The 23,842-nt window shown below is 52.0% G+C and carries 21 protein-coding genes; 7 read left to right on the top strand and 14 right to left on the bottom strand.

Annotated elements, in window-relative coordinates:
* The first annotated feature begins 399 nt into the window (after nucleotides 1-399).
* Together pfkA and BS639_RS03010 are read left to right on the top strand one after the other, a co-directional pair.
* On the top strand, nucleotides 400-1,362 hold the full coding sequence (pfkA, locus tag BS639_RS03005) for a 6-phosphofructokinase (RefSeq protein WP_084982234.1): 963 nt from the start codon (nucleotides 400-402) through the stop codon (nucleotides 1,360-1,362).
* Nucleotides 1,363-1,558: 196 nt separating this feature from the next.
* Nucleotides 1,559-2,548 (top strand): sulfate ABC transporter substrate-binding protein, encoded by a 990-nt coding sequence (locus BS639_RS03010; protein ID WP_055773607.1) that lies wholly within the window; start codon nucleotides 1,559-1,561, stop codon nucleotides 2,546-2,548.
* Nucleotides 2,549-2,637: 89 nt separating this feature from the next.
* Here BS639_RS03010 and tpiA read toward each other — a convergent pair whose 3' ends face one another.
* The 6 genes from tpiA to BS639_RS03040 form a co-directional block, all read right to left on the bottom strand.
* Nucleotides 2,638-3,402 (bottom strand): triose-phosphate isomerase, encoded by a 765-nt coding sequence (gene tpiA, locus BS639_RS03015; RefSeq protein ID WP_055773608.1) that lies wholly within the window; start codon nucleotides 3,400-3,402, stop codon nucleotides 2,638-2,640.
* Nucleotides 3,403-3,543: 141 nt separating this feature from the next.
* Complete coding sequence (locus BS639_RS03020; protein WP_055773609.1) at nucleotides 3,544-4,146, bottom strand: DUF1454 family protein; 603 nt, start codon at nucleotides 4,144-4,146, stop codon at nucleotides 3,544-3,546.
* 27 nt (nucleotides 4,147-4,173) lie between these two features.
* The gene (fpr, locus tag BS639_RS03025) at nucleotides 4,174-4,920 is read right to left on the bottom strand and encodes a ferredoxin--NADP(+) reductase (RefSeq protein ID WP_055773610.1); all 747 of its coding nucleotides are present in this window, start codon (nucleotides 4,918-4,920) and stop codon (nucleotides 4,174-4,176) included.
* 118 nt (nucleotides 4,921-5,038) lie between these two features.
* Nucleotides 5,039-6,049 carry a class II fructose-bisphosphatase gene (gene glpX, locus BS639_RS03030; protein ID WP_084982235.1) on the bottom strand — a complete coding sequence of 337 codons (1,011 nt, stop codon included), beginning with the start codon at nucleotides 6,047-6,049 and terminating at the stop codon, nucleotides 5,039-5,041.
* A 148-nt stretch (nucleotides 6,050-6,197) separates the two neighbouring features.
* The gene (gene glpK, locus BS639_RS03035) at nucleotides 6,198-7,718 is read right to left on the bottom strand and encodes a glycerol kinase GlpK (RefSeq protein ID WP_055773612.1); all 1,521 of its coding nucleotides are present in this window, start codon (nucleotides 7,716-7,718) and stop codon (nucleotides 6,198-6,200) included.
* Between the two features lie 42 nt (nucleotides 7,719-7,760).
* Nucleotides 7,761-8,603: an MIP/aquaporin family protein gene (locus BS639_RS03040; protein ID WP_055773613.1), complete on the bottom strand. Its 843-nt coding sequence runs from the start codon at nucleotides 8,601-8,603 to the stop codon at nucleotides 7,761-7,763.
* Between the two features lie 469 nt (nucleotides 8,604-9,072).
* Here BS639_RS03040 and zapB point away from each other — a divergent pair, with 469 nt between their 5' ends.
* Nucleotides 9,073-9,312 carry a cell division protein ZapB gene (gene zapB, locus BS639_RS03045; protein WP_055773614.1) on the top strand — a complete coding sequence of 80 codons (240 nt, stop codon included), beginning with the start codon at nucleotides 9,073-9,075 and terminating at the stop codon, nucleotides 9,310-9,312.
* A gap of 284 nt (nucleotides 9,313-9,596) precedes the next feature.
* Here zapB and rraA read toward each other — a convergent pair whose 3' ends face one another.
* The 7 genes from rraA to priA form a co-directional block, all read right to left on the bottom strand.
* Nucleotides 9,597-10,082 (bottom strand): ribonuclease E activity regulator RraA, encoded by a 486-nt coding sequence (rraA, locus tag BS639_RS03055; protein WP_055773640.1) that lies wholly within the window; start codon nucleotides 10,080-10,082, stop codon nucleotides 9,597-9,599.
* Nucleotides 10,083-10,206: 124 nt separating this feature from the next.
* Nucleotides 10,207-11,124, bottom strand: coding sequence for a 1,4-dihydroxy-2-naphthoate polyprenyltransferase (locus BS639_RS03060; protein ID WP_084982236.1), 918 nt, complete (start codon nucleotides 11,122-11,124; stop codon nucleotides 10,207-10,209).
* A 99-nt stretch (nucleotides 11,125-11,223) separates the two neighbouring features.
* Nucleotides 11,224-12,558 carry an HslU--HslV peptidase ATPase subunit gene (gene hslU, locus BS639_RS03065; RefSeq protein ID WP_055773616.1) on the bottom strand — a complete coding sequence of 445 codons (1,335 nt, stop codon included), beginning with the start codon at nucleotides 12,556-12,558 and terminating at the stop codon, nucleotides 11,224-11,226.
* Nucleotides 12,559-12,570: 12 nt separating this feature from the next.
* Entirely contained in the window at nucleotides 12,571-13,107 is a 537-nt protein-coding gene (gene hslV, locus BS639_RS03070; RefSeq protein ID WP_055773617.1) for an ATP-dependent protease subunit HslV, read from the bottom strand.
* A gap of 114 nt (nucleotides 13,108-13,221) precedes the next feature.
* The gene (gene ftsN, locus BS639_RS03075) at nucleotides 13,222-14,166 is read right to left on the bottom strand and encodes a cell division protein FtsN (RefSeq protein ID WP_084982237.1); all 945 of its coding nucleotides are present in this window, start codon (nucleotides 14,164-14,166) and stop codon (nucleotides 13,222-13,224) included.
* Nucleotides 14,167-14,237: 71 nt separating this feature from the next.
* Nucleotides 14,238-15,266 (bottom strand): DNA-binding transcriptional regulator CytR, encoded by a 1,029-nt coding sequence (cytR, locus tag BS639_RS03080; protein WP_082457354.1) that lies wholly within the window; start codon nucleotides 15,264-15,266, stop codon nucleotides 14,238-14,240.
* A 236-nt stretch (nucleotides 15,267-15,502) separates the two neighbouring features.
* Entirely contained in the window at nucleotides 15,503-17,698 is a 2,196-nt protein-coding gene (gene priA / locus BS639_RS03085; protein WP_084982238.1) for a primosomal protein N', read from the bottom strand.
* Nucleotides 17,699-17,903: 205 nt separating this feature from the next.
* Between priA and rpmE the strand changes: the two genes are divergently transcribed.
* A complete protein-coding gene (gene rpmE / locus BS639_RS03090) occupies nucleotides 17,904-18,116 on the top strand; it encodes a 50S ribosomal protein L31 (protein ID WP_055773620.1) in 213 nt (70 codons plus the stop codon).
* Nucleotides 18,117-18,198: 82 nt separating this feature from the next.
* On the opposite strand, the gene metJ is transcribed toward rpmE, so the two are convergent.
* On the bottom strand, nucleotides 18,199-18,516 hold the full coding sequence (gene metJ / locus BS639_RS03095) for a met regulon transcriptional regulator MetJ (RefSeq protein ID WP_004392248.1): 318 nt from the start codon (nucleotides 18,514-18,516) through the stop codon (nucleotides 18,199-18,201).
* A 350-nt stretch (nucleotides 18,517-18,866) separates the two neighbouring features.
* Here metJ and metB point away from each other — a divergent pair, with 350 nt between their 5' ends.
* The 3 genes from metB (at nucleotide 18,867) to metF (ending at nucleotide 23,595) form a co-directional block, all read left to right on the top strand.
* On the top strand, nucleotides 18,867-20,027 hold the full coding sequence (metB, locus tag BS639_RS03100; RefSeq protein ID WP_055773621.1) for a cystathionine gamma-synthase: 1,161 nt from the start codon (nucleotides 18,867-18,869) through the stop codon (nucleotides 20,025-20,027).
* Nucleotides 20,028-20,030: 3 nt separating this feature from the next.
* Complete coding sequence (locus tag BS639_RS03105) at nucleotides 20,031-22,466, top strand: bifunctional aspartate kinase/homoserine dehydrogenase II (RefSeq protein WP_055773622.1); 2,436 nt, start codon at nucleotides 20,031-20,033, stop codon at nucleotides 22,464-22,466.
* A gap of 220 nt (nucleotides 22,467-22,686) precedes the next feature.
* A complete protein-coding gene (gene metF / locus BS639_RS03110; RefSeq protein WP_055773623.1) occupies nucleotides 22,687-23,595 on the top strand; it encodes a methylenetetrahydrofolate reductase in 909 nt (302 codons plus the stop codon).
* Nucleotides 23,596-23,842 lie beyond the last annotated feature (247 nt).

The raw sequence follows: 23,842 nt of genomic DNA on the forward strand, positions 1-23,842 counted from the left end.
CTTCCCCCACCCTATTGGTGGGGTTTTTTTTGCCCAAAAAAAACACTAAGGACGTTTTGTAATAGATATGTTGCAATATCAGTCAGATGTCTGGATGAACAATGCTATTCTTAGGAAAGCTGGCTCAATAGATGACAAAATTTGCGTGTTTTTCAAAGAACTTAAATTTCATCCTAAAGTTTGTCACGCGAGCCTTGTATAATCAGAGCCTATGAGTAAATTGCATTGAACAAAACTGAATTAGCGCCAACAGGTGACCTGCATCAATTCAGTTTAAGCATTTTGTTATATGATTTGTGCATCCAAGCAAAGAGCCAGGTGTGTTGACCAGAAGGGTCCGGTTTGGCGGGTATGCTCAAGAATTCTTAAGAAATTGCATCTAAAAGTTCAGAGGTAGTCATGATCAAAAAAATCGGTGTACTGACAAGTGGTGGCGACGCCCCCGGCATGAATGCGGCGATACGTGGCGTTGTTCGCGCAGCACTTACTGAAAATCTTGAAGTTTTCGGTATTTACGACGGCTACCTCGGACTTTATGAAGACAGGATGGATCAGCTGGACCGCTACAGCGTTTCAGACGTGATTAACCGCGGCGGCACTTTCCTCGGCTCGGCGCGTTTCCCAGAATTCCGTGACGAAGCTGTGCGCGGCAAAGCCATTGAAAACATGAAAAATCGCGGCATTGATGCGCTGGTGGTTATCGGCGGCGACGGTTCTTATATGGGGGCTAAGCGCCTGACTGAGATGGGCTTTCCCTGCATCGGCCTGCCTGGCACCATCGATAACGACGTCGCGGGCACCGATTACACCATCGGCTATTTCACGGCGCTTGAAACCGTAGTTGAAGCCATTGACCGCCTGCGTGACACCTCATCTTCTCACCAGCGTATCTCTATTGTTGAAGTCATGGGGCGCTACTGCGGCGACTTAACCCTGTCTGCGGCCATTGCCGGCGGCTGTGAGTTTATCGTTATTCCTGAAGTGGAATTCAACCGTGACGATCTGGTCGAAGAGATTAAAGCCGGCATCGCCAAGGGTAAAAAACACGCTATCGTTGCTATTACCGAGCACATCTGTGACATCGGCGACTTGGCGCGTCATATCGAAACAGAAACCCGCCGCGAAACGCGCGCCACGGTGCTGGGCCATATTCAACGCGGTGGTGCACCTTGTGCCTACGACCGCATTCTGGCTTCACGCATGGGTGCCTACTCCATTGAGCTGCTGCTGCAAGGCTACGGCGGCCGCTGTGTCGGCGTACAGAACGAGAAACTGGTTCACCACGACATTATCGATGCCATCGAAAACATGAAGCGTCCGTTTAAAACAGAAATGTGGGAAACGGCTAAAAAGCTCTACTAATCAGAAAAAGCTTCTCTCGATACGTATTAAGACTAAGCCCTCAGCCATGAGGGTTTTTTTTAGCTTGTGCTCTATATTTCAAAAAGGAATAGAAAGAAAGTTTTTATTCTTTAATACATTCCTCTTTCTCTGGCAGGCTTTAAACAGCTGATTAAATAAATCAATCCAACTAAAACGATTTGCTGGGAGAAGCGCGATGAACAAGTGGGGAGTGGGGCTGGCATTACTGTTGGTAACGACCGGAGCGATTGCGAAAGACATTCAGATTCTCAATGTTTCCTATGACCCAACGCGTGAGCTTTATGAGCAATACAATAAAGCCTTCAGCAAATACTGGTTGGCGAAGACCGGCGATAACGTCACTATTCGCCAATCTCACGGTGGCTCAGGCAAGCAGGCTACGTCGGTGATCAACGGGATTGAAGCCGACGTAGTGACGCTGGCGCTTCAGTCAGACGTAGATGCCATCGCCGAACGTGGCCGCATCAATAAAGACTGGCAGACACGTTTACCTGACAACGCTGCACCCTACACCTCGACCATCGTATTCCTGGTGCGCAAAGGCAACCCTAAAGGGATCCACGATTGGAATGATTTGATCAAACCGGGCGTGTCGGTGATTACACCGAACCCTAAAACGTCAGGTGGCGCTCGCTGGAACTACCTTGCAGCATGGGGTTATGCGCTGCACCACAACAATAACGATAAAGCGAAAGCCACCGATTTCCTGCGTGCGTTATTTAAAAACGTTGAAGTTCAGGACTCAGGCGCGCGCGGCGCAACCAACACCTTCGTTGAGCGCGGCATTGGCGATGTGTTGATCTCCTGGGAAAATGACGCGATTCTGGCGGACAAAAAACTGGGCGAAGGCAAGTTTGAAGTTGTGTATCCGAGTGAGTCAATTCTAGCTGAGCCAACCGTTTCTGTGGTCGATAAGGTGGTCGACAAGCGCGGTACCCGTGAAGTGGCCGATGCTTACCTAAAATACGAATATACTCCCGAGGGGCAGACTATTGCGGCGGAAAACTACTACCGCCCACGCGACCCGGCGGTTGCCAAGAAGTTTGCTGCGCAGTTCCCAAATATCAAACTCTACACGGTTGACCAGGTTGCCGGCGGCTGGCCTGCGGCGCAGAAAGAGCACTTCGCCAACGGCGGTATCTACGACCAGATTAACAAGCGCTAAGCTTACCTTGATGTATAAAAAAACCCCGCACTGCGGGGTTTTTTATTGCCTGATAGTCATGTTCGCCACAATAAATCAGGCAATAAGTCTTAGGCCTTGGCCTGCGCTGCTGCTTTCACGATAACGGCAAATGCGTCGGCTTTCAGTGACGCGCCACCGACCAGTGCACCATCGATGTCTGGTTGGGTGAACAGTTCAGCGGCGTTGGCTGCGTTAACGGAGCCGCCGTACTGAATAATAACCTGTTCTGCAACCGCGGCATCATGCTTGGCAATGTGGTCACGAATAAATTTGTGAACCGCCTGAGCCTGAGCTGGGGTCGCTGATTTACCGGTACCGATAGCCCATACGGGTTCGTAAGCGATCACTGCGCCTTCAAAGGCTTTAGCACCCAGAGTCGAGAGCACGGCATCGAGCTGCTTGGCGCATACGGCTTGAGTTTGGCCAGCTTCATTTTCTGCGTCAGTTTCACCGATGCACAGTACTGGAGTCAGGCCTGCTTCTTTCACCACACCAAATTTCTTGGCAATGAACTCGTCGCTTTCTTTATGGTAAGTACGACGCTCAGAGTGACCGATAATGATGTACTGAGCACCAATATCTTTCAGCATGTCGGCAGAAATTTCACCGGTGAAAGCGCCTGACAGGTTAGCGTCAACGTTCTGTGCGCCCAGAGCAATCCGGCTACCGGAAAGTGCGTGTTTAGCCTGTGACAGATAAACTTCTGGTGGAGCGATGGCAATGCCACAGCCTTCAACGGTGCTCAACTCGGTACGCAGAGCGGCAATCAGTTCGTTAACCATGTGGGTGCTGCCGTTCAGTTTCCAGTTACCCATCACTAATGGATGTCGCATTTTATTTCCTCCATAAGGGGACGCGAGTGTCGATTAAAATTTCTGCCGATAGGGCAGATAAACTGCACAATAGTATAGAGAGTATCATCCGCAAAGGCTTTGCTTTTCGTCAAATCCCTGGCGTATTCGCAAACATAATGACTAATTTGCCAATGCCAATTTTACCGGCTCGATGGCCAACGTCAGGCCTTTTTCTCCGTTGTCAGAAATCACGTAGCGTACAGCGCCAACCTGCTGCTGATAAAAGGGTAAGCCTTTGCCTTTATCGATCAGCGCATTTACTTTCGCCACGCTTTGGTCGACCGACATTGTAGGGTCAAACTGACGGAGTAGGTTGGCCATATAGCTGATTGCTGTGGCATGCGCGGCTTTTTCATCCGCCCCCTGAATCGGCATATAGGTCATCTGCATGCTTTTTATTTTACCGGTGCCTTTTTCCAGCGCTGTAGAAGCGTAAAGATCTTCGTTTATCTTGCTGGCGGCGCGGGTCAGAAGCGTATCGCCAGGTTTATCGGCAATGGAGCGAAACTCACCAATCTGCTGCGTCGGGTTGGCGATATTGTATTTTTCGCGAAAACTGACCAACGTCATTTCAAACGTCGGTGCACCTGGCATCAGGTAGGGTGCCGTCGGCGTATCATCGACGACCGTATGGTCGGTTGGCGGATCGGCAAAAGCGACGCCGCTGCCCAGTGTCAGCAACAGCAGGGTTGATATCAGGCGCAGAGGCAGAGCTTTTTTCATGATTCAGATCTTTTTGTTTTGCATGGATTACCAGTAATGCTCGCTCGTCATGTGGCCCGGTTTTCTGCGCAGGTGTTTGCGCATCTCGCGGGTGTCTTTCAACACCTGCTGAGTATCGCGCACCATCTGTGGGTTGCCGCACAGCATGATGTGGCTGTCGTTGGCGTCCATGGTCAGGCCTACGGCAGATTCAAGCGAACCGTTTTCAATGAGCGCAGGCACACGTCCAGTCAGTGAACCTGGCGTTTCTTCACGGCTGACAACGGTTTGAATGTGTAATTTACCGTTATAACGTTGTTGCAGCTGCTGCATTAGCGGTAAATAGCTAAGGTCGCGCGAGAAACGGGCGGCGTGCACTAACACGATGTTCTTAAAGCGTTCCAGACCCTTGCCTTCCTGCAAAATTGACAGGAACGGGCCAATTGCGGTACCGGTTGCCAGCATCCACAGGGTATCGCACTCGGGAATTTCATCAATCACAAAAAAGCCCTGAGACTCTTTGGTGATCATGACTTCTGAACCTGGTTGCATGACGTGCAGGTGCGGACTGAGTTTCCCTTCAGGCACGTTCACCAGATAAAACTCAAGATTTTCGTTGCTAGGCGCATTAACGAAGGAGTAAGCGCGCGTCACGCGTTCACCGTCTATCTCCAGCGAGAGTTTGGCGTACTGCCCGGCGGCAAAGTCATTGATAGGTGCATTAACCACAATGCTGAACAAACTGTCTGTCCAGTGCTCTACCTGTTTTACTTTACCCGTTACCCATTCAGCCATCGACTCTCTCTCCAGTTTGGTAGGATTGAATTACCGGCTGATCTTATTCCATATTTTGCAGAAGGATTATCGATTAAATGTTATCAGGCCAGAGTGTATTCTGACCTGATGGGGCAAATCAGAGAATGAAAGCGTGCAGCTCAGGGTCTTTACGGTCCAGAGAGTGGGTCGAACGAATACGGCGAATTGTGCGCGATTTCCCGCGGATCAGCAGCGTTTCTGTGGTAGCCATATTGCCCTGACGGCTGATACCGGCCAGTAGGTCGCCTTGGGTGATGCCGGTGGCCGAGAAGATAACATTGTCATTACGCGCCATGTCGTCGAGCAGCAGCACTTTACCGGCCTCAATGCCCATCTGCTTGCAGCGGGTCAGCTCGTCTTCGCCTAGGCGACGGTTTTCCGGAGTATCGCCTTTAACATGATGACGCGCCAACAGACGGCCCTGCATGTCGCCGTCCAACGCGCGGATTACCGCCGCGGAGATCACGCCTTCCGGCGCACCGCCAATGCCGTACATGACGTCGACTTCGCTTTCTGGCATACAGGTGAGGATAGTGGCCGCCACGTCGCCGTCAGGGAAGGCAAAAACGCGCACGCCGAGGTCATGGAGTTGGCGAATCGTCTCGTCGTGACGCGGTTTAGCAAGAATCGACACGGTCAGTTCACTCAGCGGCTTATTCAGACTGGCGGCAATGTTGCGCAAGTTTTCCGCCAGTGGCAAATCAAGGTTGATCTGGCCTTTCGCACCCGGCCCGACCACCAGTTTTTCCATATACATGTCCGGCGCATTGAGAAACGAGCCTTTATCACCCACCGCTAAAACGGCCAGCGCGTTCGACTGGCCCATGGCGGTCATGCGCGTACCTTCAATCGGGTCAACGGCGATATCTACGGCGTCACCTCGTCCGGTTCCCACTTTTTCGCCAATATACAGCATGGGAGCTTCATCAATTTCGCCTTCGCCAATGACAATTTCACCGGCAATATCGACTTTGTTTAGCATGATGCGCATCGCCTGAACGGCGGCATTATCGGCCAGATTCTTGTCACCACGGCCAAGCCATTTATAACCGGCAAGGGCCGCAGCCTCTGTCACGCGGGAGAACTCGATAGCTAATTCACGTTTCATGGATAAATCCGTTTTAAGAAAAATGAGGGCGGTGAGCGAGGGCTCATCTCAGGCGGCAAAGTCTATCATAGCGAGGGGGGCAAAAACGAAAAACTCCCCGAGTAGGGGAGTTTGATTCGAGGGTTTAAACGCGCAGTTTGCCGAGAGATTACTCGTGTTCTTCCCAAGCACGGACGCGGGCCACAGCCTTCTGCCAGCCTTTATAGCGAACGTTACGCTCGGTGGTTTCGATACTCGGACGGAACTCTTTTTCGATTACGGCTTTGCTGCGAACTTCCTCCAAATCATTCCAGAAACCTACCGCCAGACCGGCAAGGTACGCGGCGCCCAGCGCGGTCACTTCGCGCACTTCAGGACGCTCAACCCGAGTGCCTAGAATGTCAGACTGGAACTGCATCAGGAAGTTGTTCGAAACGGCACCGCCGTCAACACGCAGCGACTGCAAACGCGTGCCCGCATCGGCCTGCATGGCGTCAATCAGATCACGGGTCTGATAAGCAATTGACTCAAGCGTTGCGCGAATGATGTGGTTGCTGTTGGCACCGCGGCTCAGGCCGAAAATGGCACCACGGGCATACGGGTCCCAATACGGTGCGCCGAGGCCGGTAAAGGCTGGCACAACGTACACGCCGTTGGTGTCTTTAACTTTGTTGGCAAAATACTCAGAGTCGGCAGCATCGTTGATTAATTTAAGCTCATCGCGTAGCCACTGTATGGACGCGCCACCAACGAACACCGCGCCTTCCAGTGCATAGTTCACTTCACCGCGTGGACCACAGGCAATAGTGGTCAACAGGCCATTTTTAGACGCTACCGCTTCAGTGCCGGTATTCATCAACAGGAAGCAGCCGGTACCATAGGTGTTTTTAGCCATACCCGGTTGAACGCACAGTTGGCCGTAGAGCGCCGCCTGCTGATCTCCGGCAATACCGGCGATTGGAATACGCGTTCCGCCTTTACCACCGATGTTGGTCTGGCCATAAATTTCAGAAGAGGCGCGCACTTCTGGCAGCATTTCACGTGGAATATCCAGCGCTTCAAGCAGGCGGTCATCCCATGCCAGTGTATGAATGTTAAACATCATGGTGCGTGAGGCGTTGGTATAGTCGGTAATGTGAACGCGACCTTGGGTCATTTTCCATACCAGCCAGGTATCAACGGTACCGAACAACAGTTCACCGCGTTTTGCACGCTCGCGAGAGCCTTCAACGTGGTCGAGGATCCATTTCACCTTGGTGCCCGAGAAGTAAGGGTCAACCACCAAGCCGGTGTTATGGCGGATATACTCCTCCATGCCGTCTTTTTTCAACTGCTCGCAAATCTCTGCAGTACGACGACATTGCCAGACGATGGCGTTGTAAATGGGTTTTCCGCTCTCTTTTTCCCAGACGATTGTGGTTTCACGCTGGTTGGTGATACCAATACCGGCGATTTGATCGGAGTTGATATCGGCTTTTGCCAGCACTTCAACCAGAACAGAGCTTTGCGACGACCATATCTCCATCGGGTCGTGTTCGACCCAGCCAGCTTTTGGATAAATTTGAGTGAACTCGCGCTGCGAGACACTCACGATATTCGCATCGTGATCGAGCACTACCGCGCGTGAGCTGGTGGTACCCTGATCGAGTGCAACGATATACTTTTTGTCGTGAGTCTTATCTGCCGTCATAATTAATGTCCTGCAAAGTGGGCTGTGAAACAGAGTAGCCTATCAGGCTTTACGTTGTTTTGGCTGTGGTGCTTTTTCTTCCGCTGCTGCAACAGTCTGAGGAAGATGATTGCTAATCAAGGCTTTATAACCAACTGCACCGAGGCAAGCACCGACCAACGGGCCAAAGATAGGAACCAAGAAGTAAGGGATATCGCGTGCACCGGTGAAGGCAACTTTTCCCCAACCTGCGAAGTAAGCGAACAGTTTCGGACCAAAGTCACGCGCTGGGTTAAGGGCAAATCCGGTCAATGGACCCATTGATGCACCGATAACGGCGATTAACAGACCAATCAGCAAAGGAGCCAGTGCGCCGCGCGGAACGCCGTTGCCGTCATCGGTCAGGGCGAGAATCAGGGCCATCAGTACGGCAGTGATTACAGCTTCAACCAAAAACGCCTGTAGAACGCTGATGTGTGGATTTGGGTAGGTAGAGAAGATACCGGCTAAATCCAGGCTTTCAACGCTGCCACGGACCATGTTGTGGCTCTGTTCGTAGTCGAAGAAAAGGTTGTAGTAGAGACCATATACCAACGCTGCCGCACAGAAGGCACCGGCTATCTGTGCCACGATGTAAGGCAAGACCTTGCGGCCTTCAAAGTTGGCGAACAGACACAGCGCGATAGTGATCGCTGGATTCAGGTGTGCACCGGAAATGGCGGCCGTCAGGTAAACAGCCATCGAAACGCCAAGACCCCAGATGATGCTGATTTCCCACTGGCCAAAAGAGGCACCAGCGAGTTTCATTGCCGCGACGCAGCCTGCACCAAAAAAGATAATCAGGCCGGTTCCCAGAAACTCAGCGATGCACTGACCTTTGATTGTGGAACTCATAGTTTGGCTCATAATCGAATCCTATAAAGGATAGTTGTTAAGGGTAGGGTATAAATCACTTGGTTTTATTGTTTAGTGTTATTTAATTTTTAACATCTCATACGAGATGAGAAGTTAATGTGAATTTATCGTTAACGAGCATAAACGAGAAATACCGAAATCAAAATGTGTGTGCTGTGTCATAAAAATGAGCGAATACGCGTATTTTGCGGTGGTAGGGTGACCATCAAAATGGGTTCTTCGCGGAAAAACTAGCGAATTTAGTGGCTGGATGCGGCGGACTTTAGGTTTTTCCTTATAGTCGAGGCGAGATAATTGCAACAGACTGCGTGCAGGACCAGTATGTTGCTAGACAGGGAAGGTATGCCTACATACAATCGGTATTAATTAAAGTAGGTAGTTAATTGAATTATCGAGCCGCATCGGGAAGGTGTGGCGAGTCTTAAAAGATGTACGCCTTGCGAACATAAGGGGAATAACCATGTCATTTGAAGTATTTGAGAAACTAGAAACTAAAGTTCAGCAAGCGATTGATACCATTACATTGCTGCAAATGGAAATTGAAGAGCTGAAAGAGCAGAACAACAATCTGTCTCAGCAGGTTCAACAGGCTAGCGGTAACCACGAATCGTTGGTTCGTGAAAACACCCACCTGAAAGAAGAGCAGCACGTATGGCAGGAGCGCCTGCGCTCACTGTTAGGAAAAATGGAAGAAGTCTAAATCCCTTCATCTTTCAAGTTGCAGGTGCGTTGACTGCCTTCGTTCACCCCCGTCACTTACTTTAGTAAGCTCTTGGGGATTCGCTTAGTTGTCGCCTTCCTGCACCTCGAAATTTATAGGGGATTGGATTTTACCTTCGTTCTTGAAGCTGCAACGACGTTAGCCACGTTCGCTCGCTCCCTTGCTGCAATTTCAATGACTCGGTTATATCTTTCAAGCTCTAAAAATAAAAAAGACGCTCTTCGAGGCGTCTTTTTTGTTGTCTATTTTTTTAAAACAGAAGGTTACTCGATATCGAGAGGATCTTCCGAGAGCACGATACCGGTGTTGTCAGCATAGAGGTGGTCGCCTGAGAAGAAAGTCACGCCGCCGAAATTAACGCGGATGTCGCTTTCGCCAATGCCTTCACTTGCGGCACCTGCGGGGATGGCGGCCATTGCCTGAATGCCAATGTCCAACTCTTCAAGGTCATCAACCTGACGTACTGCGCCGTAAATGACAATGCCTTCCCATTCGTTTTGCAACGCCAGGTTTGCGAGGCCAGCATCAAGCAGGGCGCGTCGTACTGAACCACCACCGTCAACCAAGAGAACGCGGCCACGGCCATTCTCTTCCAGCAACTCATAGAGCAAGCCATTGTCTTCAAAGCATTTCACAGTAGTGATTTGCCCGCCAAATGAAGTACGTCCACCAAAGTTGGAGAACAGGGGTTCAACGACATTCACTTCTTCATGATAAATGTCGCACAGTTCTGAAGTATCGTATTTCATAAGATTTTTATCTGGTTGCTCGCGTGAGCTTTCAGTATATCCCTTTCTGGCTGATGTTGGCAAAATCATCAATTGTTAAGTCTTAATGCGCATAATTTGCACAGGCTGATTGAATAACAGGCTGTTAGTTGAGAAACAGTCCGAGAGCGAACAGCACCTGGGTTAGCAGCGCCGCTTTCACCATGTGTTCGAGCAGCGGACGAACCTGCTCTGGGGCAGTGCTGTGCAGCACTTTTTTGCCGTGATTGGCCAGCATCGGTGCGGCCAGCAGAAAGAGAAAACCGCGCCATCCGGGAAAATATAACGCGGAAAACAGCGTCAGGCAGACTATGGCACCCAGCAGTAAAAAAAGCTGATAATAGCGCGCCATCTTTGGCCCCAGTCTGACGGCCAGCGTGTTTTTACCGTGTTCTGCGTCGCTTTCAATATCGCGCAGGTTATTGATATTCAACACTGCCGCGGCCAGCATTCCGCATGCCGTCGCCGGCAGCAGCACCAGTACGTCAATTTCCCCGACCTGCAGATAATAAGTTCCTGCCACGCTAACCCAGCCAAAAAACAGCAGCACTGACACGTCGCCCAGCCCCCGATATCCATACGGCCGAGTGCCTACGGTATAAGTAACGGCTGCCGCAATCGAGAGCAGGCCGAGCAGCAAGAACACTAAAATATCGGCAGGTTTTTGGCAGGCGACGGTAATCAGCGCCAAACCCGACATCACGGCGGCAAAAACGCACAGTTTGATTGCCCGCTTCATTTGATGGCGAGTAATCAGCCCTTTTTGCATGCCGCGCATCGGGCCGAGCCTTGCGGGGGTATCGCTGCCTTTGACGGCGTCGCCATAGTCATTTGCCAGATTGGAAAGCACTTGCAGCAACCCAGCGGTTAACAATGCCAACAGCGCGACCGAGAATTTCATGCTCCCTTGAAAGCTGGCGAGGGATGAGCCGACCAGAATCGAGGCAAAAGCCAGCGGAAGGGTGCGTAATCTTAGGCTTTGAAGCCAGGCGTTGGCGGGGGTGTTAAGGGGAAGCGTGCTCATAATGTGCGTTATCCGTTCTGCTCGGGCCGGATGAATTCGAGGCAATAAAAAAGGGAGACCTAAGCCTCCCCATTTTCTAACCACGAAGGTGTAAGCAAATTATAAGATGAATCGGCTCAGGTCTTCATCAGCAACAAGTGCATCTAAGTGGCTACGAACGTAATCTGCATCAATGTTTATTGAAATACCGTTGCTTTCGCTGGCGTCGTAGGAAATATCTTCCATCAAACGCTCAAGTACAGTGTGCAGACGACGTGCACCAATGTTCTCGGTAGTTTCGTTAACCTGCCACGCGGCTTCGGCAATGCGACGAATACCGTCGGTGGTAAAGTTGATGGTTACCCCTTCGGTTTGCATCAGCGCTTTGTACTGGTGAGTCAGGGAAGCACTCGGCTCAGTAAGAATGCGCTCGAAGTCTTCGGTAGACAGCGCCTGTAGCTCAACGCGGATCGGTAGACGCCCCTGCAACTCAGGGATAAGGTCCGACGGGTTCGAGGTCTGGAATGCGCCGGAAGCGATAAACAGAATATGGTCTGTCTTCACCATGCCGTGCTTGGTTGATACGGTACAGCCTTCAACCAGCGGCAGCAGGTCACGCTGCACACCTTCACGTGAAACGTCTGGGCCTGAACTTTGCCCCCCGCGTTTACAGATCTTGTCGATCTCGTCGATAAACACAATTCCGTGTTGTTCAACGGCTTCAATGGCCTGTTCTTTCAGCTCTTCAGGGTTAACCAGCTTGGCGGCTTCTTCTTCAATCAGCAGCTTGTGGGCTTCCTTGATTTTCATCTTGCGCGCTTTCTGCTTTTGACCTGCCATATTTTGGAACATCGATTGCAGCTGGTTGGTCATCTCTTCCATGCCCGGAGGTGCCATTATCTCAACGCCGGCAGGTGAATCGGCCACGTTAATTTCGATTTCTTTGTCGTCGAGCAGGCCTTCGCGCAGTTTTTTACGGAAAGACTGACGCGCAGCAGAGGGTTCCTGCGTTTCGTCAGCCTGGCCCCAGTTGTTTTTAGCGGGAGGAATAAGCACGTCGAGAATGCGCTCTTCTGCCAACTCTTCGGCGCGGTAGCGGTTCCTTTCAATAGACTGCTGGCGCACCATTTTAATCGCGGAATCGGTCAGGTCACGAATGATCGAGTCGACCTCTTTACCCACGTAACCCACTTCGGTGAACTTGGTGGCTTCGACCTTGATGAACGGCGCATTGGCAAGTTTGGCCAAACGACGGGCGATTTCGGTTTTACCGACGCCGGTTGGGCCGATCATCAGAATATTTTTAGGGGTGACTTCATGACGCAGCGCTTCGTCGAGCTGCATGCGGCGCCAGCGGTTGCGCAAGGCAATGGCAACGGCGCGCTTCGCATTGTGTTGGCCGATGATGTAGCTGTCTAATTCGCTGACAATCTCGCGTGGGGTCATTTCGGACATAATTTTCGATCCTTACGCTTGGGATTGCTTAGGCAATTCCAGGAAATTGAGGTTATGGTTGGTATAAATGCAGATATCACCGGCAATATTCAGCGATTTTTCAGCAATTTCACGCGCGCTTAACTCGGTGTTTTCCAATAGCGCAGTGGCCGCCGCTTGGGCATAAGCACCGCCGGAACCGATAGCAATCAATCCGTTGTCCTGGCGAATGACGTCGCCGTTACCGCTGATAAGCAGAGAGTCGGTTTCATCGGCCACCACCAGTAGCGCTTCAAGGCGGCGCAGCATACGGTCGGTACGCCAATCTTTTGCCAGTTCAACGGCGGCTTTGGTCAAATGTCCTTGGTGCATTTCCAGCTTGCGCTCAAACAGCTCAAACAGCGTAAACGCATCGGCTGTACCGCCGGCAAAGCCCGCGATCACTTTATCTTTGTAGAAGGTGCGGACTTTAACGACGTTGCCCTTCATTACGGTGTTACCCATCGTGGCTTGACCATCACCACCTACCACGACATGGCCATTACGGCGTACACATACAATTGTTGTCACGAGCTGTTCCTCGTTGCAGACGGAAAAGATCCCGTCAAAGTTATGTGACCCTGTTCAGGTCACATAACTTCGCGGGCCATATTGAATGTATAGATTGGGGAGGATTATGGGTTTTCAACCCCCGACGGGGACCGGAATACAGCTTGAGATGCCAGAACCTTTCAAGCGAGACAGCGTACCGTCGGCGCCTGCGCGATTGTTATACGGCCCGATCACCACGCGATTCCAACCACCGCTTGAGGTTACACGGCTCTCGAAGCCTTCAAACGCCAGTCTGGCACGTACTGATTCTGCCTGCTCGGTGCCGCGGAATGAACCACACTGCACGATGAAGCGCTGGGATTTCTCCTGCTCTTTCGGCTTCTCTTTTTCCGGAGCATTCTGAGCAATATTTTGCTGTTGCTGTTGCTGCGGTTTTTCACGCTCCGGTTTTGCCTGAGTGATCATCGGCTGCTGCTGCGGTTTTTCGCGTTCCGTTTTTGGCTGCGTAAATACAGGCTGCTGTTGTACCGGCTTAGGTCGCTGAACCGGCGCAGACTGTTGTGCCTGAGGGGCTCTTACCGGTTGCTGCATAAACGTGGGCTGGCTGCTCGACGGCCTAGACGTTGGCGCAGTTCTCACCGCCTGCGACGGATCGTTGTAAGGCACTTCATTGAGCTGCGTTGGCGTTTGACGCATATCTGCCTGCATCTGCTCGAGCAGTTGGCGCTGTTCTGGCGTTAGCTGCGTTTTAGATGAAACGTCGCCACCGGAGGTCGGCTCCGTGGGGGTTTGCACGCCCATCTGACGATTTTCGAGCTCTTTAATGTAGCGCCAGCGCTCTTCCGGCTTAGGCGGTAGGCCATTACCCGGACGTGTCGCGTGCGTTGGCAGAATTTCTGCCTCTTCCATTTTCTTGTGAGTCAAAAAGTAAAGGCCACCGATAAAGACCACCAGAACGGCCGCGGCTATTGCCACCATCGTTTTGGATACTGTCGGGGAACTGCTTTTTTTACGGCTGGTACTTTTCTTCCGCCGTGCTCCTGAGCGTCCACGGCTCACATAGTCTTTTTGTGCCACTATCGTTTCGCTGTGTCGTTATGTTTAAAGAAGTACGTCATTTTACAGAGTCCTGAAAACTTTACTGTTAACTAGCGCTTGGGTGCAGCAGTACTGCCGCGAATAACCAGTTCACTGTCGAGCAAACGTGAACCGCTTTGTACCGAATGACCGTTAAGTTGTTCCAATAATAATAACATGGCTTCCCGGCCAATCTGGAATCTTGGTTGAGCCACCGTGGTTAACGGCGGGTCATAGAACTGGCTGATTTTAATATCATCGAACCCAACAATAGACAAATCTTGCGGGATGCGCAGCCCTAATTTTTTCGCCTCACACATCGCGCCGATGGCCATGATGTCGTTATGACAGAAAATGGCAGTCGGTGGCTTGGGCTGACTCATCAGCGTTGAGAGGGCCTGTGCCCCAGATTCATAGCTAAAATCGCCGTGCGCAATATAATGACTTTCAACCGTTTGGCCATTGCGACGGATGGCCTGAATATAGCCCTGCAGGCGATATTGGCAAAGTGGCATGGTATCAGGACCGGCAATACAGGCAATTTGCTGATGCCCGAGGCCAATCAAATAATGAACGGCGTCATAGGCGGCAGTCAGGTTGTCGATATGCACCGTCGGCAGTTCGAGCTCCGGTGCAAACTCATTGGCCATTACCATCGGCGGCAGGTTGCGCTGTTCTTCTTTGCTGGCGTCAAACGGCAAGTCTGAGCCGAGCAGCAGCATGCCGTCAATTTGTTTGGTAATAATCAGATTGATAAAGGTTTTTTCTTGTTGGTTTTGCTGGGCACAGTCACCAATCAGCACCAGATATCCGCTTTCAGCGGCTGTGCGCTCGATCCCCTGGATCACGTCCGCGAAGAACGGATCGCAAATGTCAGGGATGATAACCAGTATTGTGCGCGATTCGTTGCGCTTGAGATTGCGGGACAGAGAGTGCGGCGAATATCCTACGGCGATAACCGCCTGTTCAACCCGTTGACGGGTCGGCGCTGAAACCTTCTCGGGGTTCATTAACGCCCGTGATACCGTGGCGGTGGAAACACCCGCCATTTCCGCCACGTCTTTCATGGTAGCGGTAGGAATAACTCTGTTCTGATCCAACGCATCTCTCCTTGCACCTGCATCAAACTGACACGACATCATGGATGTTTATTTTTTTATAAGTTATTTGCAGCATCCGTGCATATTTAATATTTATTTATCAAGCTAGCAATCGCTCTGCGTAGCTCATCACATTCTAAACAGAATGTGACTAGGATTAATTACCTAATTGCATAAAAAATGTGACTTATGTGTTTTTTTCGCGCTGCATTCCAAAAAAAAGGCTATTTTTTGAATTAATTATCAATCGGATCAACATCCAGCGTCCATTTTACCTTTTTCGCCTGCGGTAAACTGCCGATCAGCGGCATTGAGCTTTTAATCAGATGCTGCAGAACCTTGCGTGAAGGATGCTGTAGCAGCAGCTGCCATCGGAATCGGCCGCTGCGCTTGGCCTGTAAAGCAGGAACTGGCCCAAGTATCCACAGCGAGTCATCTTTTAACGGGCTGGACTCCAGCAGATTGCGTAGCTGTTGTAAAAATAGCGCAGACTGCCGATTGTCGTGATCTTCCGAGCGAAAAAGAACGTGACTGGTAAACGGCGGTAAAAATACGCTCTTCCTCTCTTCCAACGTTTGTTTTGAAAACGCCTCATAGCCTTGATGCAGTAATACTTGCAGCAGAGGATGATCAGGATGATGCGTTTGCAGCACCACTTCACCCTTTTTACCTGCGCGCCCGGCACGGCCTGAAACTTGGGTATAAAGCTGGGCGAAGCGTTCTGCCGAGCGGAAATCCGCTGAAAACAGCGCACCGTCAACGTCAAGCAGCGAAACCAGCGTGACATCAGGGAAGTGATGCCCTTTTGCCAACATTTGTGTACCAATCAAAATACGTGCTCCGCCCCGGTGGACCTCGGCCAAATGCTGTTCGAGCGAGCCCTTGCGGCTGGTGGTGTCACGGTCAATGCGGGTAATTGGCGTATCAGGAAACAGCGGAGCCAGTTCATTTTCGAGTTGTTCGGTGCCAACGCCCACGGAAACCAGCTGCGTTGAGCCGCACTGCGGACACTGGTGCGGCACCGGACGCTGGCTGTCGCAGTGGTGACAGCGCAGCTGCCGATGATTCTGGTGGAAAGTATAGTAGTGATCGCAACGCTGGCACTCGGCTATCCAGCCGCACTCGTGGCACAGCAGCGCCGGGGAATAACCGCGCCGATTTAGAAACAGCATCACCTGGTTATCGGCTTTTAAATGCTGCTGCATACGCTGGATTAAGGGCTGCGACAACCCAACTTTGAGCGGCATCCCTTTTAAATCGAGTAAGTGATGTACGGGGGGTTTGGCGTTACCGGCGCGTTTGGTCAGCGTCAGTTTACGGTATTTGCCAAGCTGCACGTTGTGCAAGGTTTCAAGCGCCGGCGTGGCGGAGCCCATAATAATCGGAATATTTTCCGCATGCGCGCGAAATACTGCCAAGTCACGTGCGTGATAGCGCCAGCCTTCCTGCTGTTTATACGAGCTGTCGTGCTCTTCATCGATAATAATCACCCCAAGGCGGGCAAACGGCGTAAACAGCGACGAACGGGTGCCAATAACAATACCGGCCTCGCCGTTGCGAGCGCGCAGCCAAACTGCCAGCCGTTCACTGTCGTTTAACCCGGAGTGTAAAACATCGACTGGGGCGCTAAAACGTTCGCGAAAGCGGGCGATAGTTTGCGGCGTCAGGCCAATCTCGGGCACCATCACCAGCGCCTGTCTCCCCTGTGCCAGAATGTTTTCCAGCACGCTCAGGTAAACTTCGGTTTTACCGGAGCCGGTCACACCGGCCAGTAGCCAGGCGGAGAACTGCTGGTCTTCGCTGCGGATTGCGCCTACGGCGGTGGCCTGCTCGGTATTAAGGCGAAGGCGTTCACCGATCACGCTGAAATCTTTGCGCCAGTCCTGCGTAAGCGGCGCTACGCTCTGCAGGTCGGCCAGGCTTTTGGCTCGCAGCGCCTGCAGCGCCGCTTCGTTCAGGTCAAGATGACTGACCTGATGACGATAAATTTTCCCCTGCAGCAGGGCGGCCATTGCCTGTTGCTGCTTGGGCGCGCGTTTCAGGCTGTCGAGCGGCGTTGCGCGACCTTGTTCGGTGGCAAACCACTGCCAAAGTGGGGTGAGTTCGGCCGGTTTTCCCTGACGCAGTAGCACTGGCAGGGCATGAAGCAGCACTTCGCCGAGCGGAAAATGATAATACTCCGCCGCCCAGTGCAGCACCCGCCAGAGGTCTTGCGTATAAAGGCTACGATTATCAAGCACCGCCGCCACCGGCTTGAGCTTTTCAATCGGGAAATCGCTGGTGTCGCTTACGCCGGTAACAATACCAATTGCCTCGCGTTTACCAAAAGGAACGCTAACCCGACAGCCGGGAACCACCTGCATACCGGGCGGTAATAAGTAGTCAAAGGTGCGGTTTAAAGGAACGGGTAGAGCAACGTGAGCAACGGGCATTTGTGGTCCAGACTATAAAAAAATGACGAGATAGTGTACACTGTGTGACTCGGAATGCATGAACATGATTGCGCGGTCAGTTTATATTCTGTATGATTCGCCGCCTTTGGTGCATTCCGTATCAAAGACCTAATCATTAACACTACGCGTGGTGTCCGACGGAAACACGGTTGGATAGCGATGCGGCCTAAACAGAGGTTTTCCCATGAAACAAGGTATTCACCCTAAATACGAAGTTGTTACTGCTAACTGTTCTTGCGGTAACGTTATCAAAATCGGATCTACCGTTGGTCACGATCTGAACCTGGACGTTTGTGGCGAATGTCACCCGTTCTACACTGGTAAGCAACGTGAAGTAACTACCGGTGGACGCGTTGACCGCTTCAACAAGCGTTTCAGCGTACCGGGCAGCAAATAAGCTTAGCCCGAAAGCAAAAAAAGGCGCCGGTGGCGCCTTTTTTGTTGCCTGCGTTTCTGCAATTAGAAACGCAAAACTCTTCTTAATACTCCCAAGTATCGGGATCTACACCCAGCTCTCGCATAAGAATTTTGGCGGCTTCCGGGATTTCATCGCTGCGTTCTTTACGCAGGTCTTCATCGTTCGGCAACGGCTGGCCAGTAAAGGCATGCAGAAAAGCTTCACACAGCAATTCACTGTTCGTGGCATGACGCAGGTTATTCACCTGGCGACGTGTGCGCTCGTCCGTCAAAATCTTCAATACTTTCAGAGGAATGGAAACCGTGATCTTTTTAACTTGTTCGCTTTTTTTACCGTGTTCAGCGTAAGGGCTGACATATTCGCCGTTCCACTCAGCCATGGGACACCTTAAATTTATCAAATAAAAATAAAATTCTGAAAACCCGGGGATTATGCCCGATTTCCACAGATCTCACTATATTTCCGCCGATCTCACTATAGCCGTCATATTTGCAACAATCCTGTTGGGATGTTGTTCACTTTGTCAGCGGATGCAAATTTGTGTTTAACTGCGCCAATCAGCGCAGTAGCGTCCACATAATAAGCCATATTCCTATAATTTTAGCGGGTATTATCACAATCCTCAATCTATACGCAAAGAAGTTTAGATGTCCAGATGTATTGACGTCTATCCCGCTAACGATTAATCTTTACTCCCTCATCCTCATTTAATCCCGTCGGGGAGCACATATGACGCTCAAGCAAGGCACTATCGCGGTTAGCAGTGGACTTAACATCGACCAGCAATATGGCTGCGTTGTTCCACCTATTACACTCTCCAGTACCTATAACTTTGAAGATTTTAATCAGCCAAGGGCTCACGACTATTCGCGTCGCGGCAATCCCACGCGTGACGTGGTTCAGCGGGCTTTGGCAGACCTCGAAGGCGGTGCGGGTGCCGTGTTAACCAGCAGCGGTATGTCGGCTATTCATCTGGTGTGCACCGTGTTTCTTAAACCGGGCGATTTGCTGGTGGCTCCGCACGACTGCTACGGCGGCAGCTATCGTTTATTCGACAGCCTGAGCAAGCGTGGCGCTTATCGCGTATTGTTTGTCGATCAGGGAGATCCCCAGGCGCTGAGCGAAGCGTTAGCGCAACAGCCTAAGCTGGTGCTGATCGAAACCCCGAGTAATCCTCTGCTGCGCGTTGTCGATATTCAGGCCATTTGCGAGGCCGCACATCAGGCCGGTGCATTGACGGTGGTGGATAACACCTTCCTCAGCCCGGTGTTGCAGCAGCCGTTGAAGCTGGGTGCGGATTTAGTGGTGCATTCGTGTACCAAATACTTGAACGGCCATTCCGACGTGGTGGCGGGCACAGTTATTTCTAAAACCGCCGAGCATGCCACCGAGCTTGCCTGGTGGGGCAACAATATTGGCGTAACCGGAGCAGCCTTCGACAGTTATCTGTTGCTGCGCGGACTGCGCACCGTTGGTGTGCGTGTGAAACAGCAGCAGGAAAATGCATTGGCAATTGTTGCTTATTTACAGAAACAATCATTGGTTAAAAAGCTGTATCATCCTTCACTGCCGGAGAACCAGGGTCACGAAATTGCGCGACGTCAGCAACGTGGATTTGGTGCTATGGTAAGCTTCGAATTTGCAGGAGATGAAGCACGTCTACGCCACTTCCTCTCCGAATTAAAACTTTTCACGCTGGCCGAATCACTGGGCGGCGTAGAAAGTCTGATTTCACATACCGCAACCATGACCCACGCAGGCATGTCAGCAGAAGCACGGGCAGCCGCCGGGATATCCGACAGTTTACTGCGCGTTTCTGTCGGTCTTGAAGATAGCGAAGATTTAATTGCCGATCTGGAACAGGCTTTCCAGGCGGCGGCAAAGAGGTAAGTAATGAGTGCAATAGCGGTTGCAGCGCCGGCAGGAAGTCGGCAGTTACACAAATTTGGCGGTAGCAGTCTGGCCGATGCGAAATGTTATCTTCGCGTGGCTGGCATCATGGCCGAATACGGTAATCCTGGCGATATCATGGTGGTTTCGGCAGCGGGTAGTACCACTAACCAGCTGATTAACTGGCTTAAGCTTAGTCAGACCGACCGGATCTCGGCCCATCAGGTGCAGCAGGCTCTGCGTCGTTATCAGAGTGAGCTGATTACTGGCCTGCTGCCTGTCGAAATGGCTGAAACCCTGATTGCGACCTTTATTAATGACCTCGAACGTCTGGCGATACTGCTCGACGGTAAAATGACCGACGCGGTGTATGCCGAAGTGGTTGGGCAGGGCGAGGTATGGTCTGCACGTCTCATGTCGGCAGTGCTGGCGAAAATGGACGTGCCTTCCGCCTGGCTCGACGCTCGCGATTTCTTACGCGCCGAACGCGCCGCGCAGCCGCAGGTTGACGAGGGGCGCTCGTACCCGCTGCTGCAACAGCTGTTAGCCCAGCATCCTCATCAATACCTGGTGGTGACCGGTTTTATCTCGCGCAATGACGCGGGAGAAACCGTGCTGCTTGGGCGCAACGGCAGTGACTATTCTGCTACACAGATTGGTGCTCTGGCCGGCGTGAGCCGCGTGACCATTTGGAGTGACGTGGCCGGCGTTTACAGTGCTGACCCGCGCAAGGTAAAAGATGCCTGTTTGCTTCCGCTGCTGCGCCTTGACGAAGCCAGCGAGTTGGCGCGTTTGGCGGCACCGGTGCTGCATACCCGCACATTGCAGCCGGTATCGGGCAGCGATATCGATTTACAACTGCGTTGCAGCTATCAGCCTGAACAGGGTTCGACCCGCATTGAGCGCGTGCTCGCTTCGGGTACTGGGGCGAAGATTGTCACCAGTCACGACGATATTTGCCTGATTGAAGTCGCTATCAGTCCGGCGCATGATTTTGCGCTGGCGCATAAAGACGTTGAGCTATTGCTTAAACGCGCCCAGGTTAAACCGCTCGCAACCGGCGTTCATGCTGACCGAAATCTGTTGCAGCTGTGCTATACCTCCGAGGTCGTTAACAGCGCACTGGCGGTGCTTGAAGAGGCCGGTTTACCGGGTCGCCTTACGCTGCGTGAGGGGTTGGCGATGGTGGCTCTGGTGGGTGCCGGGGTCTGCAAAAACCCGCTGCACAGCCACCGTTTTTATCAGGAAATCAAAGACCAGCCGGTAGAATTCATCTGGCAGGCAGAAGACGGCATCAGTCTGGTGGCGGTATTGCGCGTCGGACCTACCGAACATCTGGTTCAGGGGCTGCACAACACGCTGTTCCGCGCTGAAAAGCGCATTGGCCTGATGCTGTTTGGCAAAGGAAATATAGGGTCGCGTTGGCTTGAGCTGTTTGCCCGCGAGCAGAAAAATATTTCGGCGCGCAGCGGATTCGAGTTTTTGCTGGCTGGCGTGGTTGACAGTAAACGCAGCCTATTAAGTTATGACGGGCTTGATGCCAGCCGTGCACTGGCTTTTTTTGACGATGAAGCACGCGAGCACGACGAAGAGTCGCTGTTCTTGTGGATGCGTGCGCATCCTTATGATGATTTGGTGGTGCTCGACGTCACCGCCAGCGCCGAGCTTGCGGATCAGTATCTTGATTTCGCCAGCTATGGTTTCCACGTCATCAGCGCGAATAAAGTGGCGGGCGCCTCGTGCAGCAATCAGTATCGCCAAATTCGCGACGCGTTTGCTAAAACGGGCAGCCACTGGCTTTATAACGCTACTGTGGGTGCTGGGTTACCTATCAACCACACAGTGCGTGATCTGCGTGAAAGCGGCGACAGTATTCTGGCTATCAGCGGGATCTTCTCCGGTACGCTGTCCTGGTTGTTCCTACAGTTTGACGGCACGCAGCCGTTCACCGAGCTGGTGGATCAGGCATGGCAGCAGGGCCTGACCGAGCCTGACCCGCGGGTCGACCTTTCGGGCCAGGACGTGATGCGCAAGCTGGTTATTCTGGCGCGCGAAGCCGGTTATGACATTGAACCGACTCAGGTTCGCGTGGAGTCGCTGGTGCCTGAAGACTGTGAAACCGGTTCGGTCGATCAGTTCTTTGAAGGCGGAGAGGCGCTGAATCAGCAAATGTTGCAGCGGCTTGAGGCGGCGAGAGAGATGGGGCTGGTACTACGTTACGTGGCGCGTTTCGACGCCAACGGCAAGGCGCGCGTGGGGGTTGAAGCCGTCCGCGACGATCATCCACTGGCATCTTTATTGCCGTGTGATAACGTTTTTGCTATCGAAAGCCGGTGGTATCGTGACAATCCGCTGGTTATCCGTGGGCCGGGTGCCGGACGCGATGTGACCGCCGGTGCCATTCAATCAGACCTTAACCGCTTGACCCAACTGCTTTAATTTTTTCCCCCTGCGCAGTCTTGCCGCAGGGGGATATTTCACTTCCCCCCTGAACTTGAAATTCCTTCACTTTGATTGAAAATTAATCATAATCCGACATCATTTTTGGGTTGACTCTTTAACCGAAATCCCGCATTTTACATCCATACGTTTAGACGTCTAGACGCTTATCAGGTGACGCCGATAACTAAAACGAAGTAATGCATGAGGTAGGGACCGTATGAGCTTTTTCCACGCTAATCAGCGCGAAGCGTTGAACCAAAATCTGGCCGAATTACAGGGTCAGATTAACGTTTCTTTCGAGTTTTTCCCGCCGCGTACCAGCGAAATGGAAGACACGTTGTGGAGCTCTATTGACCGCCTTAGCAGCCTGAAACCAACATTTGTTTCAGTGACTTACGGTGCAAATTCCGGCGAGCGTGACCGCACTCACAGCATCATTAAAGGCATTAAAGAGCGCACCGGTCTTGAAGCCGCGCCGCACCTTACTTGCGTCGATGCCACGGCTGCAGAACTGCGCCAAATCGCACAAGACTACTGGCAGAGCGGAATTCGCCATATCGTTGCTCTGCGCGGTGATTTGCCGCCTAACAGCGGTAAGCCTGAAATGTATGCAACGGACCTGGTTCACCTGCTGAAAGACGTTGGCGATTTTGATATTTCGGTGGCGGCCTATCCTGAAGTGCATCCTGAAGCGAAAAGTGCGCAGGCTGACCTTATCAACCTGAAGCGTAAAATTGACGCCGGTGCCAATCGCGCCATCACCCAGTTCTTTTTCGACGTAGAGAGCTATCTGCGTTTTCGCGATCGCTGCGTATCGGCCGGTATTGACGTTGAAATTGTCCCTGGCATTCTGCCAGTATCTAACTTCAAACAGCTGCAACGCTTTGCCAAAATGACCAACGTGCGCGTACCCAACTGGATGACCAGCATGTTTGAAGGGCTCGATGACGACCCTGAGACCCGCAAAATGGTCGGCGCCAATGTCGCAATGGACATGGTTAAAATTCTCAGTCGCGAAGGCGTGAAGGATTTCCACTTCTACACCCTGAATCGCGCCGAGATGAGCTACGCTATTTGTCATACGTTGGGTGTGAGACCCGGAATACCGGCATCTTTAGCACTGTAGCGGCGTTGGCCGCCTTCGTTCACCCCGGTCACTGACTTGTGTCAGCTCCCGGGGATTCTCTGCGTTGCCGCCTTGCCACAATGCGAAATCTGCGCGGTATTCTCGACTGATATCTTTAGCACTGTAGCGGCGTTGGCCGCCTTCGTTCACCCCGGTCACTGACTTGTGTCAGCTCCCGGGGATTCTCTGCGTTGCCGCCTTGCCACAATGCGAAATCTGCGCGGTATTCTCGACTGATATCTTTCGC

Source organism: Rouxiella silvae (assembly GCF_002093625.1).
In the GTDB taxonomy this organism is placed as follows: domain Bacteria; phylum Pseudomonadota; class Gammaproteobacteria; order Enterobacterales; family Enterobacteriaceae; genus Rouxiella; species Rouxiella silvae.

Excerpts from the sequence above, each read along its gene's own strand:
- metF (WP_055773623.1), top strand. The coding sequence starts at position 22,687 with ATGAGCTTTTTCCACGCTAATCAGCGCGAAGCGTTGAACCAAAATCTG.
- glpX (WP_084982235.1), bottom strand. The coding sequence starts at position 6,049 with ATGAAACGTGAATTAGCTATCGAGTTCTCCCGCGTGACAGAGGCTGCG.
- priA (WP_084982238.1), bottom strand. The coding sequence starts at position 17,698 with ATGCCCGTTGCTCACGTTGCTCTACCCGTTCCTTTAAACCGCACCTTT.
- BS639_RS03040 (WP_055773613.1), bottom strand. The coding sequence starts at position 8,603 with ATGAGCCAAACTATGAGTTCCACAATCAAAGGTCAGTGCATCGCTGAG.
- metB (WP_055773621.1), top strand. The coding sequence starts at position 18,867 with ATGACGCTCAAGCAAGGCACTATCGCGGTTAGCAGTGGACTTAACATC.
- rpmE (WP_055773620.1), top strand. The coding sequence starts at position 17,904 with ATGAAACAAGGTATTCACCCTAAATACGAAGTTGTTACTGCTAACTGT.
- glpK (WP_055773612.1), bottom strand. The coding sequence starts at position 7,718 with ATGACGGCAGATAAGACTCACGACAAAAAGTATATCGTTGCACTCGAT.
- zapB (WP_055773614.1), top strand. The coding sequence starts at position 9,073 with ATGTCATTTGAAGTATTTGAGAAACTAGAAACTAAAGTTCAGCAAGCG.
- BS639_RS03020 (WP_055773609.1), bottom strand. The coding sequence starts at position 4,146 with ATGAAAAAAGCTCTGCCTCTGCGCCTGATATCAACCCTGCTGTTGCTG.
- BS639_RS03010 (WP_055773607.1), top strand. The coding sequence starts at position 1,559 with ATGAACAAGTGGGGAGTGGGGCTGGCATTACTGTTGGTAACGACCGGA.
- metJ (WP_004392248.1), bottom strand. The coding sequence starts at position 18,516 with ATGGCTGAGTGGAACGGCGAATATGTCAGCCCTTACGCTGAACACGGT.
- BS639_RS03105 (WP_055773622.1), top strand. The coding sequence starts at position 20,031 with ATGAGTGCAATAGCGGTTGCAGCGCCGGCAGGAAGTCGGCAGTTACAC.
- fpr (WP_055773610.1), bottom strand. The coding sequence starts at position 4,920 with ATGGCTGAATGGGTAACGGGTAAAGTAAAACAGGTAGAGCACTGGACA.
- hslU (WP_055773616.1), bottom strand. The coding sequence starts at position 12,558 with ATGTCCGAAATGACCCCACGCGAGATTGTCAGCGAATTAGACAGCTAC.
- BS639_RS03060 (WP_084982236.1), bottom strand. The coding sequence starts at position 11,124 with ATGAGCACGCTTCCCCTTAACACCCCCGCCAACGCCTGGCTTCAAAGC.
- pfkA (WP_084982234.1), top strand. The coding sequence starts at position 400 with ATGATCAAAAAAATCGGTGTACTGACAAGTGGTGGCGACGCCCCCGGC.
- rraA (WP_055773640.1), bottom strand. The coding sequence starts at position 10,082 with ATGAAATACGATACTTCAGAACTGTGCGACATTTATCATGAAGAAGTG.
- tpiA (WP_055773608.1), bottom strand. The coding sequence starts at position 3,402 with ATGCGACATCCATTAGTGATGGGTAACTGGAAACTGAACGGCAGCACC.